Source organism: Aestuariimicrobium sp. T2.26MG-19.2B (assembly GCF_950101875.1).
In the GTDB taxonomy this organism is placed as follows: Bacteria; Actinomycetota; Actinomycetes; order Propionibacteriales; family Propionibacteriaceae; genus Aestuariimicrobium; species Aestuariimicrobium kwangyangense.
In genome coordinates this window covers 1,495,533-1,512,690 of the sequence record NZ_CATNLW010000001.1, presented here as the reverse complement: position 1 = coordinate 1,512,690, position 17,158 = coordinate 1,495,533, and the positions used below count along the sequence as shown (strand labels likewise).

Sequence of the window (17,158 nt, the reverse complement as noted above, 5' to 3'; positions counted from 1 at the left end):
GCTCTCCTCAGCAACACGGGAGTCCGGGGAACCGGACTGAGAGGAGGGCTGCCGCCCTCGACCGTCGAACCTGATCTGGGTCATGCCAGCGCAGGGAGATGATCTCGCCGCGCCGAAGGTCGGCGCCACCCGTGCCCTGATGAATCGGAGGCACACATGTCCAACCCACACACCAATCCCATCACCAAACCCGACGACATCAACCCGGGCGCCACCCAGCCCGCGGCGGTGGACCAGACCAGCCCCGTCACCCAGCGGGGCTGGCGGGTCGTCGACATCGTCGTCGCAGCCGTCCTCGGCGTGGCCATCGGGCTGGTCTTCTGGATCTGGAACTCCATCGGAGGGGCCCTCTTCGGCACCCTCGACGCGATCACGCCCGGAGTCGGCGGCCTGGTCGTCGGACCCTGGCTGCTCGGCGGTGTGCTGGGTGGTCTGATCATCCGCCGCCCCGGTGCCGCGCTGTTGGTCGAACTGGTCGCGGCCATCGTCAGCGCCGCCATCGGCAACCAGTGGGGCTGGTCGACCGTCGTCTCGGGCCTCTTCCAGGGTCTCGGGGCCGAACTGGTCTTCCTGGCCTTCCTGTATCGCCGCTTCACGCTGCCCGTCGCCGCCCTGGCCGGCGCGGCCGCTGGAGCCGGTGCCTGGCTCAACGAGTTCATCTTCTTCGGCAACCGAGCCAAGTCGGCGGTCTTCAACCTCACCTACCTGGGCTGCCTGCTGGTCTCGGGTGCCGTCCTCGCCGGCGCCCTCGGTTGGGCCCTCACCCGAGCCTTGGCGGCATCGGGTGCCCTGAACCGTTTTGCGGCCGGACGCGAGCACCGGGCGAGGGTCTGATCCCGCACCCAAGACTGCCCTGACATGAGTGCACTGATCGAGGCGCGAGGGTTCGGCTGGCGGCATGCCGCCCGCCGGACCTGGGCGGTACGCGACCTCACCTTCACCATCGAGGCCGGCGAGCGGGTGCTGCTGCTGGGCCCGTCCGGGTCGGGCAAGTCCACCGTGCTGCGTGCCCTCGCGGGGGTGCTCGGTGACAGTGACGATGGTGAATCGGCCGGTCAACTGCTGATCGACGGACGCCACCCGACCCGCACCATCGGTCACCAGGCGCTCGTGCAGCAGGACCCTGACTCCCAGATCGTGCTCGCTCGGGTGGGCGATGACGTGGCCTTCGGCTGCGAGAACCTCAGGGTTCCGGCCGAGCAGATCTGGCCCCGGGTCGACGATGCGCTCGTCCGGGTCGGTCTCGACGTCGGACGGGACCATCCCACCGCCCACCTGTCGGGCGGTCAGAAGCAGCGGCTGGCGTTGGCCGGGGCCATCGCGATGCGCTCCGACATCGTCCTGCTGGACGAACCCACGGCCAACCTCGATCCCGCCGGGGTCGACGAGGTGGTCGACGCAGTGGCGGCCCTGGTCGCCGACCGGCATCGCACCCTGGTGGTCGTCGAACACCGGGTCGAGGCCTGGGCGGGGCTGGTCGACCGGGTGATCGTGTTGTCGTCCGAGGGCACCGTGCTGGCCGACGGGCCCATCGGCCGAGTGCTCGCCGACCAGCGTCGGTCGCTGCTGGCGGCCGGGGTGTGGGTGCCGGGTGTGCCCGTCGACGTGGACCCGCTCGACCATGACCGCCCCGCATCGGGACCCGCCCCCCTGCTGGCCGACGACCTGGTGATCGGCCGCGACACCGCTTTGCGGGAGCCCATGACGGTCGCTGTCGAACGGCTCTCGACCGTGGTCACCGGACCCAATGGCGTCGGCAAGTCGACCCTGGCGCTGACCTTGGCGGGACTGCTTCGTCCCATCTCGGGCAGCGTTCGCGCAGACCCGCAGCTGCGCGGCAGCCTCTCCCCCGACCCGCTGCGCTGGAAGTCGCGGCAACTGGCCGGTCGGATCGGTTACGTGTTCCAAGAGCCGGAACACATGTTCGTCACCTCGACGGTGCGAGAGGAACTGGCCCTGGCCGCCACGACCGGGGCCGAGGTCGACGAGCTGCTGGCACGACTGCATCTCGACCACCTGGCCGCGGCCAATCCGTTCTCGTTGTCGGGTGGTGAGAAGAGGAGGCTCTCGGTGGGGGTGGTGTTGGGCGCTCGTCCGCAGGTGATCATGGTCGACGAGCCGACCTTCGGGCAGGACCGCACCACCTGGCACGACCTGGTGCGTCTGCTGATGGGGCTCGCCCACGACGGCCACGCCCTCGTGCAGGTGACCCACGACCAGCCCTTCATCGACGTGATGGGGCAGCGGCGCATCGACCTCCGCAACCGGGAGCGGGTGTCGGCACCATGAGGTCCCCGGTGCTCGAGAAGCTCAATCCCGTCACCTCGCTGGCCATCGGGCTGGTGCTGCTGCTGCCGTTGGTGGTCACCATTGACTGGCTCTCGGCGACCGTCGTGCTGGCAGCACTCGTGGTGACGGTGGTCGCGGCACGGGTGCCCATCGTGCCCCTGCTGCGCCGAAGCGTTCCCCTGCTGGTCGTGGCCCCGATCGGTGCGACCTCGATGGCTCTCTACGGACAGGTCGGGGGACACGTCTGGTGGCGTCTGGGACCGGCCGTCGTCTCCGACCAGTCGCTGGTGCTCGCCGCCGCGGTGGTGCTTCGCGTCTTCGCACTGGGTTGGTCGGCGATCGTGCTCGGCTCAGCCATGGACGCCACCCGGCTCGCGGACGCCCTCTCACAGGTACTGCGGTTGCCGCCGCGATTCGTGCTCGGCACCGTCGCCGGAGCGCGCATGGTGGGCCTGTTCACCGAGGACTGGCAGGCCCTCGCCCACGCCCGGCGCGCCCGGGGACTGGGTGACGCGGGCCGCCTGCGCCGCTGGTTCACCATGTCCTTCGCCCTGCTGGTCTTCGCGGTCCGCCGGGGCAGCGTGCTCGCCACCGCGATGGAGGCCCGCGGCTTCGGCGGCGCGCCGCGTACCTGGGCCCGTCCCTCCCGGTTGGGCCGGATCGATGCCATCGCCTTCGGTCTGGCGCTGCTGGTCGCGATCCTCGCTGTCGTCGCCGCTGTCGGGTTCGGTACGGCGTGGGTCTACTGATGTCCGGCGCAGCGCCCTGGCCGGGACTGGCCGCCTGGGTGGAGTCCCGCCGTCCGACCGGTGGACGAACCGTGGCGATCATCGACGGCGGCTCCGGAGCCGGCAAGACCAGCCTGGCGAGCCGACTGGCGGACGACCTCGGGGCGCAGCTGGTGAGCCTCGACGCGGTCTACCCCGGCTGGCACGGGTTGGCGGCGGCGCAGCAGTGGCTGCCGGGCATCATCGCCGGCGAGGGGCACCCCACGTGGGACTGGGAGCACCACTGCCGCTCGGGATGGGTCGACGTGTCCGCCGACGGCGACCTGGTGATCGAGGGGTGCGGTGCCCTCACTCCGGCCAGCGCGGCCCTGTCCACCGCCACGCTCTGGTGCGAACTGGACGCCCATACCCGCAAGCGCCGGGCCCTCGAGCGGGACGGGGACGGGTTTCGTCCATGGTGGGATGTCTGGGCCGACCAGGAACATGACCACTGGCGCAGGCACCAGCCGTGGCGGCTGGCCCGGCTGGTGCTCCCGATGCCGGCCTGAGGCGGGTTGGGGACGGCCCTAGAGTGGAGAGCACGATGAGTGCAACCCAACCTCCCCCACCGGTGCCCCTCGGGGAGTTGCCTCCGCCGCACGTGGGTGGCGGGGGGCCCCAGCAGGGCTCGTGGGCACTTCGTCCGGCCATGCCCCGACCCCGGTCACGTCCGCTGCGGGTCTTCGGTGTCGCGTGGGTCTGCGTCAGCGTTCTGGTCCTCGTCGGAGGGCTCGTCCTTCCGTTCGTGCAGCCACCCTCGGCGACCAGTCGTTGGTCGGGCGGCCCCACCCTGTCGCAGTTCCGCCCCCACCTGCTGGGCGACAAGGCCGGACCGGTGGTCGTCTACGTGGCCATGTTCCTCGCCCTGACCGGCATGTCGCTGGTGCTGCTGGCCGGGCTGGCCAGGCTCGTCGGGCAGGTGTTGTGGGTGCTCATGATCATCTGCAGTGTGCTGCTGGCCGGCTGGTCCGGGCTGTTGCTGATCGGGCTCAGCGCCACCGACGGGGCGAGCGCGGGGCTGGGCGCGATGGCCGTTCCGGTCGGCGCCCTGGCCAGCTTCCTGTGTTGCGTCATTCCCGCGGTCAAGGACGCATGGGTTCGTCCCCGCCCCTTCTGAGCCCCGCGACGGGTGACGGGTGACGGGTCAGCCGAACAGGTGGGTCAGTGCCTGGTCGACGGTGGTGTCCTGGAACTGGTGGCCGATCCGTCCGAGAACCGCCGGACGAACGCGCTGGCTCGCCACCATGGCCGTGCTCACCATCTCCTGGCCGAACGCCGCGCGCGCCACCGGCAGCGGAAGGGGCAGCACGGTCGGACGATGGAACACCCGCCCCAGGGCCTTGGTGAACTCGATGTTGCGGACGGGCTCGGGGCCGACCAGGTTCGCCGGACCGTGGTGCTCGGCGGTGAGCAGCGCCTCGGTGGCGGCGACGTGGTCGCGCAGGGAGATCCAACTCACCCACTGCTGACCGTCGCCGATCCGCCCACCGAGACCCAGGCGATAGATGAGCGCCTGCTTGCCGATCAGGCCACCGGTGGAGGCAAGCACGTGCCCGGTGCGCAGGTTGACCACCCGGACGTGCTCGGGAGCGCGGTCGGCCTCGGCCTCCCAGTCGCGGCACAGTTCGGCGAGGAAGTCGTCGCCGACCGGGCTGCTCTCGTCGAGTTCACGGTCACCGCAATCGCCGTAGATGCCGATGGCCGAACCCGCCAGGAAGACCCGGCACCGCTCGGACTCGGTCAGAGCCGCGGTGATGGTGCGGGTGGTGTCGATCCTGGAACTGCGCAGGTCGCGCTTGCGGGACTGCGTCCAACGGGCATCGGCGATGCCCGCCCCGGCCAGGTTCACCACCGCGTCGACGTCGGTGAGGCCCGGGCCCTCGATGGTTCCCCCGGACGGGTTCCATGCGCGCTGGTCAGGTGAGATGGGTTCCGATCGCACCAACCGGACGACCTCATGTCCGCTCCAACGGAGGCGCTGGGTGAGGGCGTGACCGATGAGTCCGTGGGATCCGGCGATGGCGATGCGCATGCCGCCCACTGTAATCAGCCCGTGGGCAGGCCTCAGCGGGGAATGTTGCGCAGGTTCGACCTGGCCATCGCGACCGCCTCACCGGCGCCACGGTTGAGCACGATCTTGCTCATGGCCGTGGCGAACCCGAACAACTGCTCGCCCGTCACTCCCGGCGGCACCGACAGCGCGTTGGGATCGGTGATCACCTCGACCAGACTCGGCCCATGGTGCTTGAGCGCCCTGGCGAGCGCCTCCCGCACCTGACGGGGATCGTCCACCCGTTGCGCCTGGAAGCCGATCGCCTCACCCACCTTGGAGTAGTCGACCATCGGCACGTCGGTGCCGAAGTCGGGCAGGCCGTCGACCAACATCTCGAGCTTGACCATGCCGAGGGTGGAGTTGTTGAAGACCACCACGGTGACCGGGAGGTCGTAGGCGGCCACCGTCACCAGTTCACCGAGCAGCATGGCCAGTCCGCCGTCACCCGAGACCGAGATCACCTGTCGGCCGGGGTGCGACACGGCAGCGCCGATGGCGTGGGGCAGGGCGTTGGCCATCGACCCGTGCAGGAAGGAGCCGATCAGGCGGCGGCGTCCGTTGGGATTGATGTAGCGGGCCGTCCAGACATTGCACATGCCGGTGTCGGCGGTGAAGATGGCGTCGTCGTCGGCCAACTCGTCGAGGATGGAGGCCACCCATTCCGGGTGGATGGGCTTGTGGCGCTCGACATTGCGGGTGTAGGCGCCGACCGCCTTGGTCATCAGCTTGTCGTGCCGCTTGAGCGTGGACCTGAGGAACCGGTCGTCCTTGCTGTCGACCAGGGGCAGCACCGAGGTGACGGTCGGCAGCACGTCGGCGTGGATGGGCAGGTCGACCCCGGTGCGGCGACCCAACACCTCGCCGTGGCAGTCGACCTGCACGGTGGCCACGTCGGGCAGGAACTGCTCGTAGGGGAAGTCGGTTCCGAGCAGCAGCAGCAGGTCGGCCTCCTGCATGCCCTCGGCGGCGGCTCCATAGCCGAGCAGCCCGGTCATGCCGACGTCGAACGGGTTGTCGTACTGGATGAAGTCCTTGCCGCGCAGCGAGTGCCCGATGGGGGCGTTGAGCTTGGCCGCGAGGGCGATCACCTCGTCGTGTGCGCCGTCGACGCCGGCCCCGGCGAAGATCGCCACCTTCTTGGCCTTGTTGATCATGGTCGCCAGTTCGTGGACGACCTCGTCACCAGGCACCAGCGTGGGACGCGCCGCCGGCACGTACTTGGGGGCGACGCCGACGCTGTCGCGGTCGGCGAGATCCCCCGGGAGGGTGATCACCGACACCCCCCGCAGGGTGACGGCGTGGCGGATGGCCGATGCCACCACCCTCGGTGACTGCTGGGCGGACGAGATCATCTCGGAGTAGACCGAGCACTCGTTGAACAGTCGGTCGGGGTGGGTCTCCTGGAAGTAGCTCATGCCGATCTGCTGGCTGGGGATGTGCGAGGCGATGGCGAGCACGGGGGCGTGGCTGCGGTTGGCGTCGTAGAGCCCGTTGATCAGGTGCAGGTTGCCGGGCCCGCAGGAGCCGGCGCACACGGCCAGTTCGCCCGTCAGCTGGGCATCGGCGGCCGCCGCGAAGGCGGCCGCCTCCTCGTGCCGCACGTGGATCCAGTCGATGCCGCCCTTCGCCGAACCGCCGGTTCGACGCACGGCGTCGACCACCGGATTGAGTGAGTCGCCGACGATGCCGTAGATGCGGCGCACCCCGGCCTCGACGAGTTGCTGCACGAGTTGGTCTGCAATCTTGGTCGCCATGAGCCGATCCTAGGTTGCCCGTTCGGTCGATACTGGTGCGATGGAGTTGACCAACCGGCCGTTCGAACAGTCCATCGGCGCACGTGACCTCACCCATTGGCGCACCCCCATGGGCCGATGGCTCGCCCGGGTGGTGATGAGGGCCGGCCAGCTGACGACGTGGCGGCTGGTGGCATGGGCCCTGGCGATCGGCGGGACGGTGCTCGTCCTGGGACTCGTCTGGTTGGCCAGCGAGGTCTACGAGCAGATCAAGGGGGTCGGGGCCTTCTCGCCGCTCGACCAGCCGATGCTGCACTGGGCGGTGCACCACCGGCCCGGCGGCGTCGCCCAGGCAGTCACGTGGTTCACCGACATCGGCGGACCCATCGTCACTCCCGTGGTGGCGGTGGTGAGCCTGGGGCTGATGACATGGAGGTGGCGCACCCCCACCCCGATCGTGTTGGGGCTGCTGGCCGGCGCCGGGTCGTTGGCGATCACGCTCGGCGGCAAGCTCTCGGTCGGACGAGCCCGTCCCCCACTGGTCGACGCGGTGCCTCCCTACGAGCGATCCTTCAGCTTCCCCAGCGGGCATGCCACCAACGCGGTGGTGATCGGCGGGATCATCGCCTACGTGCTGCTGACCCGTGCCAGCCGCAAGACGACGCGCGTGCTGATCATCGTGCTGGCCGTGCTCTACGCGGCGGCCATGGGGTTCAGCCGCGTCTACCTCGGCCATCACTGGGCCTCGGACGTGATGGCTGGCTGGCTGATCGGGTCGGCATGGCTGGCGTTGGTGATCACTGCCCATCGCCTGCAACTGACCCATCACCGCTACCACGAGCAGGTCGCCGAACTCGAGCGGGACCAGGCCGAGAAGGATCGTCTGGAGAAGGAGGGCGCCGGCAGGCGTCGGGCCGCCAAGGAAGGGGCCGGGAAGCACGATCGCGACCAGGCCCGCGGATAGCCACCATCGCGACCTCGCCGTGACCGCCACATCGCGTAGCGTCCACCGCATGCAGATCGAGACCTTCACCGCCGAGGTCAAGCGCGTGTTGTGCGTGGTGGCCCATCCCGACGACATGGAGTACGGCGCCTCAGCGGCGGTGGCCCATTGGACGAACTCCGGCGTTCACGTCGCCTACCTGCTGCTCACCCACGGCGAGGCGGGTATGCAGCGCTCCCCGGACGAGGCGGCCCGGGTTCGTCCCGAGGAGCAACGCGCGGCCTGCGCCACCGTCGGGGTGGACCAACTCACCATCCTTGACCATCCCGATGGCGTGCTCGAGATGACGCTCGACCTGCGCCGTGACATCGCGCGCGAGATCCGGCGGTTCGAACCGGACACCGTGCTGACGAGCACGTGGGACGTGGAACCGACGTGGGGAGGCCTCAACCAGGCCGACCACCGCGTGGCCGGGCTGAGCGTGGTCGACGCGATCGCTGCCGCAGGCAACAGGTGGATCTTCCCCGAACTGATCGCCGAGGGCCTCCAGCCCCACGCCGTCACCCGGCTGCTGGTCACGGGTTCCACCCCCACCCACGCCGTGGTGGTCGACCGGGCCGACGTCGACCGTGCGGTGGCGTCCCTCCAGTGCCACGCGGCCTATCTCGCAGACCTGCCGAATCACCCCGTTCCGTCGGAGTTCATCCCCGAGGCACTGGCGGGTGCCGGGCAGATCGTCGGAGCCGATCACGCCGTCGCGTTCCGCGTCTTCGAGATGCGTTGACGAGTCGGCCATTCACCCGGCCGCCCCGTCGGATCGTCCATGTGTGAGCTCTTTCACTCGACTAGCGTTGATGGCATGACAGACACCATGGAGCAGCAGATCGTGCGGGGAATCTCGCAGGCCGAACTCGACCAGTTCAACCGCGACGGGTACACGATCGCGCGGGGACTCTTCGATGCCGAGGAGATCGAGCGCTTCCGCGAGCACTACATGCAGCTCAATGCCGAGGGCACCCACGACGGCGATTACGCAGGGGTCGAGGGCGGTGGCGAGTTCGACCCGCTGAAGCGGTACCCGCGAATGATCCACATGCATCGCTGGGACGACCTGTCGCGAGAGTTCCTGCTCGACCCGCGCGTGTTCGATGCACTCAACGCGCTGCTGGGCGGGGATCCGTACGCCGTCCAGACGATGCTCTACTTCAAGCCTCCGGGCGCGCGCGGTCAGGCCGTGCACCAGGACAACTTCTACCTGCGCGCCGAGCCCAGCACCTGCTGCGCGGCTTGGCTCGCGCTCGACGTGTGCGATGCCGACAACGGGGCCCTGATGGTGGTGCCGGGGTCGCAGACCTGGCCGCTGCTGTGCACGGTGAAGGCCGACACGTCCGCCTCGTTCACCGACGTGACGGTGCCGCTGCCCGAGGGGGTCAGCCCGGTGACGATGACGATGCAGCCCGGCGACATGTTGTTCTTCAACGGTCAGGTGGTGCACGGCTCCACGCCCAACTCGACGGACGACCGGTTCCGCCGTTCGCTGATCGGCCACTACATCCAGGGCGACGCCGAGAAGGTGTCGAAGTTCTACTCCCCCATGCTGCGCCGCGACGGGTCGGAGTACGCCATCGGCATCTCCGAGGGCGGCGGCTCGTGCGGGGTCTGGGTCGACCGCGACGGAGTTCCCGTGATCGAGGACCAAGGCCTGGAGGGCAACACGCTCGAGCACGAGTGAGGCTTCATCCTCTGGCGAACGGACGAGAGTGGCCCCGCCGACCCCGCGTAGCCTCGCAGCATGAGCCTTTACGACATCCCCCTCACCCGCCTCTCGGGGGAGCCGACCACCTTGGCCGACTACTCCGGACGGGTGCTGCTGCTGGTCAACGTTGCCTCGAAGTGCGGGCTGACCCCTCAGTACGGGGCGCTGGAGAAGTTGCAGGAGGAGTACGCCGACCGCGGTCTCACCGTGGTCGGCTTCCCCTGCAACCAGTTCGGTGGGCAGGAGCCGGGCACCGCGGAGGAGATCGAGGAGTTCTGCTCGCTCACCTACGGCGTGACCTTCCCGATGATGAGCAAGATCGAGGTCAACGGTCCCGACCGTCATCCCGTCTACCAGGTGCTCACCGAGACCAAGGACGCCGAAGGCGAGGCCGGTGACATCCAGTGGAACTTCGAGAAGTTCCTGGTCAGCAGGTCGGGTGACGTGGTCGCGCGTTTCCGTCCCGGCACCACCCCCGACGACCCGGCCGTGGTGACAGCCGTGGAGGCGCAACTCGGCTGACCCCGGCCGTCCCTGCCGGAGACCCTCACGCTGGCTGGGCAGCGCGGATTCGGAGCCCCGTGGCGATCAGCCAGACGGCCCACGAGATCTCCCACGCGAACACCGGGATCTCCGCTGCCGCCCCCTGGGGCAGCCCGAACATGACTGCCAGGTTCGCGAGCCCCACCAGCGGGCCCCCGACGACGCCGAGCGCCGCTATCCATCGGGGCGCCAGCCGGGTGCGCCACAACCACCCAGCGAGCAGCGCCGTGTGGAAGGGCACGACCAGTCCGGGCCCGACCAGGAACGTCCAGTCGTGCACTGCCTTCAGCGCAGTGCTGATCTCGGACGACAGCGCGGGCGCGGCGGTGGTTGCCGGCAGTGCCACGATCGGGAGCAGCACCACGACGCCGACCAGGATCACCGACGCCTCCAACGTTCGCAGCGCCAGATAGCCAGCGCCGACCACAGACGACCGCCGACGCAACAGGGCGAAGACGGTGATGCCCGTGCCGGTCACGCCAAGAGCCAGCAGGATCTCGAGCGCTGCACCGAGGAGCACACTGGTTCGCCCAGCGAGGGGCGCAGTCGGGTCGGTCGTCGACCCCCCGTAGAGGAACACGGCGGCCACCGAGGTCACGTGGGTGAGGAAGTACAGCAGGCCGGTCAGAACCTCAAGGCGTCGCGATGGCATGGTGTCTCCCTGTGCGTGGCGGGTGTACGGCGTACACCTTTGATGGATCGAGGGTAGGTGTACGGTGTCCACCACGTCAACAGCCGTCTGGGCCACGGGTACATGGCACGTGTCGCCCCCAGGAACCGAGAGCACCATGCCCACCCCACGCGTCCCCCTCACCCGATCCCGCGTGCTCGCGTCGGCCATCACGCTGGCTGACGCCGAGGGGCTTGAGGCCGTCAGCATGCGCCGGCTCGCGGAGACCCTGTCGGTCGTCCCCATGGCCCTCTACAAGCACGTCGCCGACAAGGAAGACCTGGTCAACGGGATGGTCGACTCCGTCATCGAGGGATTCACCGCGTCGGAGCCTGACTCGGATGATTGGCAAGGCGTGGTCAGGGAGCGGACGATGGCAGCCCGCGCCGGGGTGCTGGAACACCCCTGGCTACGCCGCGCCATCGAGACGCGCACCACCCGGACGACCGCGGTGCTCAGACACATGGAGGCGCTGACCTCGGCGATGTTGGCCGGCGGGCTGGACGCGAATCTGGTGCACCACGCCATGCACACCCTCGGGAACCGCATCTGGGGGTTCAGCCCTGAGATGTTCGACGAGACCCGTCCACCCACGTCCAAGCAGGCAGGGCCACCACCTCACCCCTCGGAGTTCCCGGGGATCATGGCGGTGGCCATGGACGCGCAGGGGCGGCGTCCCGGAAAGGCGTGTGACGAGGAATTCGAATTCGAGTTCGCCCTCACCCTGATCCTCGATGGAATTGCGCGGCTGGCTGCGACCGAATGATGGCTGCCATGCGGCGGTGATTCGAGTCCCATCCGCCACAGAAAAATGTCAGAGGCTGCGCGCAGAATGAGGTCATGGGGATGGCCACAGACGACGAACTCACCGACCAGATGCTTCGCGGCATTCTGGACGAAGCGGTCGTCGCGTCGAATCGACGACGTCGCGCCGAGGCGGACGAGCTGGTCCACGCCCTTCACTTCGCCGAAGCCTGCGCCTCACGTCATCAGGGGGACGAGGACCGCGAGCGCCGAACGCGGTTGGCCAGCGATGGCACGCCCGAGGTGCCTGAGTTCTGCCACCTGGAGTACGCGGCGCGACTGGGAATGCGTCCGGAGTCTGGCTTCTCGGTCATCGCCACTGCACTTGACCTGCACCATCGGTTCCCCGACGTGTGGGATCTGGTCCACCGTCTGAGCATGCCCGTCTGGGTGGCGAAAAAGGTGGCCCACGCCACCACCGAACTCCCGCTGGACCAAGCGCGACGCCTGTCGTCCACGTTGCCGGCCGAGTGGAGGCGACTGTCCCCCACGGCCTTCATCGAGCACGTCAAGGCCTCCGTGCTCATGCTCCAGGCCCCGCGCGAGGTGGCGGCCGGCGATCAGGAGTTGGCGAGTCGCGGCGTCGCCTTCGTCCAGAATCAGCGCACGACCGAGCTGCACGCGCGACTCTCGAAGGCCGACGCCGCCTTCCTTGAGGCACAGCTCAACAGGTTGGCGACCGAACTGGGACGCGCCGGTGACACCAGCAGTCGGGCGGTGCGACTCTCGAAGTCCTTGGGGCTGCTGGCCACGCCGGCGCGCGCGCTGCAGATCCTGCAGGGCGCGATCGCTGACGAGGCCGACGTCCTGCCGTGGGGACTCGAGACCGAGGAACAGAGGGAGTGCCCGTCGGCGGGTTTCCGGGGTCATCTGTGCGGACAGGTGACAGTTGATCCCGACCGTCTGCTCCCCAGGATGGAGCTGGTGGTGCACATCGCCCAGGACGCGCTGGCGAGCGGGGACTCCGCAGTGGCGCGCACGTCGCACTTCGGGCCGCAGTTGGTCGCCACCGTACGACAGTGGCTGGGGCATGGCCGGGTCACCGTCCGCCCGGTACTGGACACGGCGTCGGTGCTGCCGTCCAGTGCCTACGAGGTGCCCGGACGAATGCGCGAACTGCTCGATATTCGGAACCCGACCTCGGTGTTCCCCCATTCGACCAGACGATCGCGGCGACTCGATCAGGATCACACCGTGCCCTATTCGACGAGTGGGCCTGCGGGGCAGACCCGCCCCGACAATCTGGGGCCGCTCACTCGCCGCGAGCATCGGGCCAAGACCCTCGGCGGGTGGCGGGTCACCCAGACGAGTCCCGGGGTGTTCGAGTGGGAGTCACCCCTGGGTTATCGCTACATGCGCACCCCGGATCACACCTCCATGATGAAGGATCCTGATGCACAGTCGTGGGTGGAGCGGATGCTGGTGGCGTTGCTGCGGACGTGAGTGCCAACCGTTGGGGTGAGAAATGGCCACTCCTTTTCCCATCGTTCGCGCCAGGCGCGTTGGTTCTGACACACCCACCTGGAACACTGCTGGGGTGGACGAGAATTCCCGCCCCGAGGGCCTCTATGACGAGCTTGTGACGTCGAAAGTCGAGCGCGATCTCGCCCGGCTTCTGGGCGGGTCCATGAGCGCCGAGTACCGAGAGGTGGGAAACGCTGAGGCATACAGAATGCGGGTGGACCCAACCGAGGTGGATTGCTTCTACCAGGTTGTGAGGCCTGGCCGGTGTCACCGGGTCGTCACCTCGCTCAACCGGCACGCGGACAACGACGGACAGTCCTATCTCCACCTGAGCTCTTTTGGCTCCGACTCCCGGATCAGCCACCCCAAGAGCAGCCAATCCCTGCAACTCAATCAGTCCGTTGCCCAAGAACTGATTCGGGTCCTCCGGGAAACGTTTCCCGGAGTCAGCTGAGCTCACATCTCGTCCAGCACTCGGCGCGCCTGCTGGCGGATCAACTGCTTCACCCTGCCTTGGGACAAGACGCCCAGATCACGAGGTCCGGTGAGTCGACCGACGTACTTCATGAGCGGTCGCGTGAAGGAGTCGGGGCGATTGGGTAGGCGTTGTTCGAGGATCACCTCAGCACACGCCTGTGCGACGTGTGGGATGCGCGCCAAGGCCGACCTCTCCGCCAGCTGGACCAACTCGTCCTCACCCAAGGGCGCCTCCTGCCCATGAATGAATGGGCCCAACAGGATCTCGCGTCCGTACGCTCGCCAGAGAAGGTTCCGAAACGGCTTCCCCAAGCCGCGATCGTCAGGGAGGTCCGGGAACCGGACCTTCAGCACGTCCGGGAACACCACGACCGTGAGGAACTGCCACATGTACCTCTGGGCTGCTTGGGAATCGGAACAAGGGAGGTGGTCAACCAAGCTCCGTCCAAGGGTCGCATCCAATTCGCTGTGCCTCACTCGATGAGGCCCGAGCAGATCCCCGACATCGGCCATGACGCGATCACGCAACTCCCTGATGTCGTCAGGAGTGGCCCTCGTGCCACCGGTCGCGACAGGCACAGCACGCCTGTGCCCGTACTGCACTCGGTCTCTCAGGGATCCGCCGTCGTTGCGGTACTGATGGAGGAGTTCCCTGGCAGGGCCATCGGGAAGGTGCGGCATCAACAGGTTCTTCGTCACGAGGACAGCCCCGTCAGGTACTTGAGTTTCCCTCGCACGATTGATCGCCCCTCGATCGGGCTCTCTCGCCAGATCGCGAGCATGGAGCCGAGGTCTCGCTTGAACCGCAACTGACACTGCCCGTCCAGGACGGCCCACACCGACTCGGGATCCGGGTTGGTGGGAGGGTCCAGTTCGGGCCTGCGCGCAATGTCGTCGAGGAACGTCTCGAAGTAGTCAGACTCAACCATCACTCGCAACGCAGGAGTGGTCTTCGCCTTCTGCGCGAGAAGCGTGGCAGACGCTTCATGGTCGGTGTTCACGTACAGCACGAAGGCGGCCACCATCGGGTCATCCAAGTCGGTGTAGTCCAAGTCGAACCTCCAAGGCGCCCCCTCGTAACGACGTCCACTGAACGACATGGCCTCGATGGGGAAGCGACCGCCGTCTCCCTCGACCCTGACTCTTTTGGCAACGTCACGGGCCAGCCAACTGCCAGCCGGAATCGCTGGCTCCCAGTGCTCATTGCACGCCACCACCGAACGAACGAGCGAAATTCGATCCGCCACCGATCCGGGGGGCAGGTGCAGACTGACCGTGACTCTGCCCTCCCCATCTGCAGCAGCCAACCACGTCTGGGCAGACCATTGCCCGCGTGTGGCAGCGCAGTCGACGGTCAGCTGCAAGGCCAAGGCGGTGACGTCCGCCACAGCCAAGTCCCTACAGACGCCTGCACGGTCGTAGCGCAGCGAGGTTGCCAGCTGAATGGAAGCGGAGTAATCCCAGCCATCCATCGCACTCTCAAGCGGAATCACCTCGCCCTGACCGAGTTGTGATGTCCAGGCACCCCAGTTCAGGGAGCCGGACCGGATCACCCGGTGTGGCATCACCTCGAAGCTCACGTCTTCACCTCCTCAAACTTGACCGACAGCGCAAGGTCCGCGTCACCTGCCAGACGCAGCCACAACTGTTCCCCTGAGCGGAACGTGGCCGGCAACAGTGGGAACTCAGGTTCAGACATGAATTCAGGGACGTCAGGACCCGAGTCCCATCCACACACGTACGCTGCCTCCTCATCACGGTCGTCGTCGCCGATCTGGCGGATGGAGACCACAGGAACGAACGTCGTCTCCGGTCCTTGGCCTTCGCACTGGACCAGAAGGCGCCACTCCCTCCCGCCATCGTCGAACACCTCACTCGCCTCCCAGTCCACGACCGAGAGCCGCAGCTTTCGAGAGGAGCTCTTGGAACCCTCGCGGCCACCACTGCCCTCCGACGTGACACGGTTCGACGTGACGCCTGCCACGAGCCCGGCGAGTGCATCCGCCAGTGCTGTGACGGACGGTCCGGTCACCGGACCAGCCGCCACCGTCGGGGGCGTCACAAACTGACCGACCGCTGTGTCAACGTTCTTCAACGCGATGTTCACGATCGACTTCAGCTTCTTGTCGTTGACCGAGGCCGGCAGCCAGTCGTCGTGGGTGGGAGGTTCTGACTTCGAGAACGCGTCATCCACGGCATCAACCGGCTTGAACACCCCTGCCCACGCCACGTCGCCCGTCGCCTTGGCAGAGCCCTTCTTGTAGCGAACGACGAGTTCGGCCTTTCGCATCCAGCAGGTGCTGTCGCCCAGGCTCAGGTCGGCCCCGTCCGAGCTCGCCATCCCGGGGAGTGACAGGTAGCTGGTGAAGGCCACATGCCCGACCACCTCGCTCGAGTACGGGCCGCGAACCTCATGGACCTCTGTCATGGGACCCAACGAATAGGGCGACCCACCCTGCTTCGAACGGACGGCGTGCAGACTCGACACGTAGTGCTGGAGGACGGGGTGTGCCGCCGGATTGGGGACCGGCAATTCCGTACCGTCCAGGAACACCCGGAGTTCGAACGGTGTCGCACGCGGATCCCTCACCAACTTCGGCCAGAGATTGGTCAGCGCGGCGTCCACGAGTCGCTGGGCGTACTGACGTGGTGAGTCCTCGCCGAAGTCAGGGCTGACGATCAGGAGTGAGGTCCCGCGTTCACCCTCCTCGAACGACCTGGCGAACACTGCGTCGTGCAGTCTCTCGGCGGGTTCCCCCGTGAGTGGCTCCACCCGGTCGTCCTGCGTCACGACTCCCCACCAGTGGCGACCCGTGTAGCGGTAGCTGCCGTGCTCGTAGTGCTGACCGATGCCCGATCCGATGAGGCGATGCTCGAGACCGTGGTGCAGAGTCCGCGAGGAGATCAGGACGACGCCCGAGAGGCTCGATGTGTAGGCGATCGTCTTGCCGTACCCGTAGGTCCCCCCGCCGAACTCCTGATCGCGCGGAGCCCCCAACGTCAGCACGAAGTCCGCGAAGTTCGTGGTCACATCGGGGGGCACGACGATGTCGTTGCGGACTGGGCCTCCCAGGCCCACGGTGCCCCGGTCCGTGATCTCGAGGACCCAGACGTCCTCCGGCTTCGTCAACTCCCTCGCAATGCCAAGCGATTGAGCGGGTGGAAGTTCCGGGAAGACGTGCTGCCGGAGAACCTGTCGCTGTTGCGCCGTCAACCTGTGAAGGTGCAGCCCGAATTGCACTCCACGGCCAGTCTTGTCCCGAGCATCCCAGCTGTTCTGGGCCGTCTCGCGGACCAACACCTCGACCTGGTCGTACTTCGAGCGACCCAGGAGGTTGAGCACCCCCGAGCCGTCGATGTCACCCTCCCCGTACCTCTTCGGTTTGTGGACCAACTGGGCGAGTCCTCCGGTGGAGGGCTCGCTCGAGACCGCCCAGTGGCCTGAGGGTTGCAGGTGCTCTGCAACATCCCCGAAGTGCGGCGCTTCAGCCACGACCTCTTCACTCGGGAGCGCTCTCGCGGGCGAGGACGAAACCCCTCCCGGCGCGGGCGTCGGTACGCCTGCGCGCCGAGGAGCCGCACCAGCAGGTGGCCTTGCCTCTGCTTCACGCACGGCGGCCTCGATGGCCTTCGGGAACGCGTATCCGTCCTCGATCTGC

General features: G+C 67.8%; 18 protein-coding genes and 1 riboswitch. Of the genes, 12 read left to right on the top strand and 6 right to left on the bottom strand.

What is annotated here, in order from left to right; translation table 11 throughout:
* Positions 1-5 precede the first annotated feature (5 nt).
* Positions 6-114, top strand: a riboswitch (TPP riboswitch).
* Between the two features lie 42 nt (positions 115-156).
* Genes QQZ11_RS06770 through QQZ11_RS06750 form a run of 5 tightly spaced genes read left to right on the top strand, consistent with a single transcriptional unit; the run spans position 157 to position 4,173 of the window.
* Positions 157-834: an ECF transporter S component gene (locus QQZ11_RS06770; protein WP_284549457.1), complete on the top strand. Its 678-nt coding sequence runs from the start codon at positions 157-159 to the stop codon at positions 832-834.
* Positions 835-858: 24 nt separating this feature from the next.
* Positions 859-2,289 (top strand): ABC transporter ATP-binding protein, encoded by a 1,431-nt coding sequence (locus tag QQZ11_RS06765; RefSeq protein WP_284549454.1) that lies wholly within the window; start codon positions 859-861, stop codon positions 2,287-2,289.
* Positions 2,286-3,038 carry an energy-coupling factor transporter transmembrane component T family protein gene (locus QQZ11_RS06760; protein ID WP_284549452.1) on the top strand — a complete coding sequence of 251 codons (753 nt, stop codon included), beginning with the start codon at positions 2,286-2,288 and terminating at the stop codon, positions 3,036-3,038. Before QQZ11_RS06765 ends, QQZ11_RS06760 begins: the two co-directional genes overlap by 4 nt.
* On the top strand, positions 3,038-3,565 hold the full coding sequence (locus QQZ11_RS06755; protein ID WP_284549450.1) for a cobalt ABC transporter: 528 nt from the start codon (positions 3,038-3,040) through the stop codon (positions 3,563-3,565). The genes QQZ11_RS06760 and QQZ11_RS06755 overlap by 1 nt, the downstream gene beginning before the upstream one ends.
* Before the next feature lie 35 nt (positions 3,566-3,600).
* On the top strand, positions 3,601-4,173 hold the full coding sequence (locus tag QQZ11_RS06750) for a hypothetical protein (protein ID WP_284549449.1): 573 nt from the start codon (positions 3,601-3,603) through the stop codon (positions 4,171-4,173).
* Positions 4,174-4,200: 27 nt separating this feature from the next.
* On the opposite strand, the gene QQZ11_RS06745 is transcribed toward QQZ11_RS06750, so the two are convergent.
* On the bottom strand, positions 4,201-5,088 hold the full coding sequence (locus tag QQZ11_RS06745; RefSeq protein WP_284549448.1) for a TIGR01777 family oxidoreductase: 888 nt from the start codon (positions 5,086-5,088) through the stop codon (positions 4,201-4,203).
* A gap of 32 nt (positions 5,089-5,120) precedes the next feature.
* Entirely contained in the window at positions 5,121-6,863 is a 1,743-nt protein-coding gene (locus QQZ11_RS06740; RefSeq protein ID WP_284549446.1) for a pyruvate dehydrogenase, read from the bottom strand.
* 40 nt (positions 6,864-6,903) lie between these two features.
* Here QQZ11_RS06740 and QQZ11_RS06735 point away from each other — a divergent pair, with 40 nt between their 5' ends.
* From QQZ11_RS06735 to QQZ11_RS06720, 4 genes are all read left to right on the top strand, one after another.
* Complete coding sequence (locus QQZ11_RS06735) at positions 6,904-7,806, top strand: phosphatase PAP2 family protein (RefSeq protein WP_284549445.1); 903 nt, start codon at positions 6,904-6,906, stop codon at positions 7,804-7,806.
* Between the two features lie 49 nt (positions 7,807-7,855).
* The gene (locus QQZ11_RS06730) at positions 7,856-8,569 is read left to right on the top strand and encodes a PIG-L deacetylase family protein (protein WP_284549444.1); all 714 of its coding nucleotides are present in this window, start codon (positions 7,856-7,858) and stop codon (positions 8,567-8,569) included.
* A gap of 75 nt (positions 8,570-8,644) precedes the next feature.
* Complete coding sequence (locus tag QQZ11_RS06725; protein WP_284549443.1) at positions 8,645-9,517, top strand: phytanoyl-CoA dioxygenase family protein; 873 nt, start codon at positions 8,645-8,647, stop codon at positions 9,515-9,517.
* 60 nt (positions 9,518-9,577) lie between these two features.
* Entirely contained in the window at positions 9,578-10,063 is a 486-nt protein-coding gene (locus QQZ11_RS06720) for a glutathione peroxidase (RefSeq protein WP_284549442.1), read from the top strand.
* Between the two features lie 25 nt (positions 10,064-10,088).
* On the opposite strand, the gene QQZ11_RS06715 is transcribed toward QQZ11_RS06720, so the two are convergent.
* Entirely contained in the window at positions 10,089-10,736 is a 648-nt protein-coding gene (locus tag QQZ11_RS06715; protein ID WP_284549441.1) for a DUF4386 domain-containing protein, read from the bottom strand.
* Between the two features lie 136 nt (positions 10,737-10,872).
* On the opposite strand from QQZ11_RS06715, the gene QQZ11_RS06710 reads away from it, so the two are divergent.
* The 3 genes from QQZ11_RS06710 (at position 10,873) to QQZ11_RS06700 (ending at position 13,476) form a co-directional block, all read left to right on the top strand.
* Complete coding sequence (locus QQZ11_RS06710; protein ID WP_284549440.1) at positions 10,873-11,520, top strand: TetR/AcrR family transcriptional regulator; 648 nt, start codon at positions 10,873-10,875, stop codon at positions 11,518-11,520.
* A gap of 74 nt (positions 11,521-11,594) precedes the next feature.
* A complete protein-coding gene (locus QQZ11_RS06705) occupies positions 11,595-13,001 on the top strand; it encodes an HNH endonuclease signature motif containing protein (protein WP_284549439.1) in 1,407 nt (468 codons plus the stop codon).
* 94 nt (positions 13,002-13,095) lie between these two features.
* Positions 13,096-13,476: a hypothetical protein gene (locus tag QQZ11_RS06700; RefSeq protein WP_284549437.1), complete on the top strand. Its 381-nt coding sequence runs from the start codon at positions 13,096-13,098 to the stop codon at positions 13,474-13,476.
* A 2-nt stretch (positions 13,477-13,478) separates the two neighbouring features.
* On the opposite strand, the gene QQZ11_RS06695 is transcribed toward QQZ11_RS06700, so the two are convergent.
* From QQZ11_RS06695 to QQZ11_RS06685, 3 genes are read right to left on the bottom strand one after another with little or no spacing between them, the layout of a single operon-like run.
* The gene (locus QQZ11_RS06695) at positions 13,479-14,198 is read right to left on the bottom strand and encodes a hypothetical protein (protein ID WP_284549435.1); all 720 of its coding nucleotides are present in this window, start codon (positions 14,196-14,198) and stop codon (positions 13,479-13,481) included.
* Positions 14,195-15,079, bottom strand: a complete 885-nt coding sequence (locus QQZ11_RS06690; RefSeq protein WP_284549434.1) for a hypothetical protein — start codon at positions 15,077-15,079, stop codon at positions 14,195-14,197. The genes QQZ11_RS06695 and QQZ11_RS06690 overlap by 4 nt, the downstream gene beginning before the upstream one ends.
* The gene (locus tag QQZ11_RS06685; RefSeq protein WP_284549433.1) at positions 15,076-16,992 is read right to left on the bottom strand and encodes a hypothetical protein; all 1,917 of its coding nucleotides are present in this window, start codon (positions 16,990-16,992) and stop codon (positions 15,076-15,078) included. The genes QQZ11_RS06690 and QQZ11_RS06685 overlap by 4 nt, the downstream gene beginning before the upstream one ends.
* Positions 16,993-17,158 lie beyond the last annotated feature (166 nt).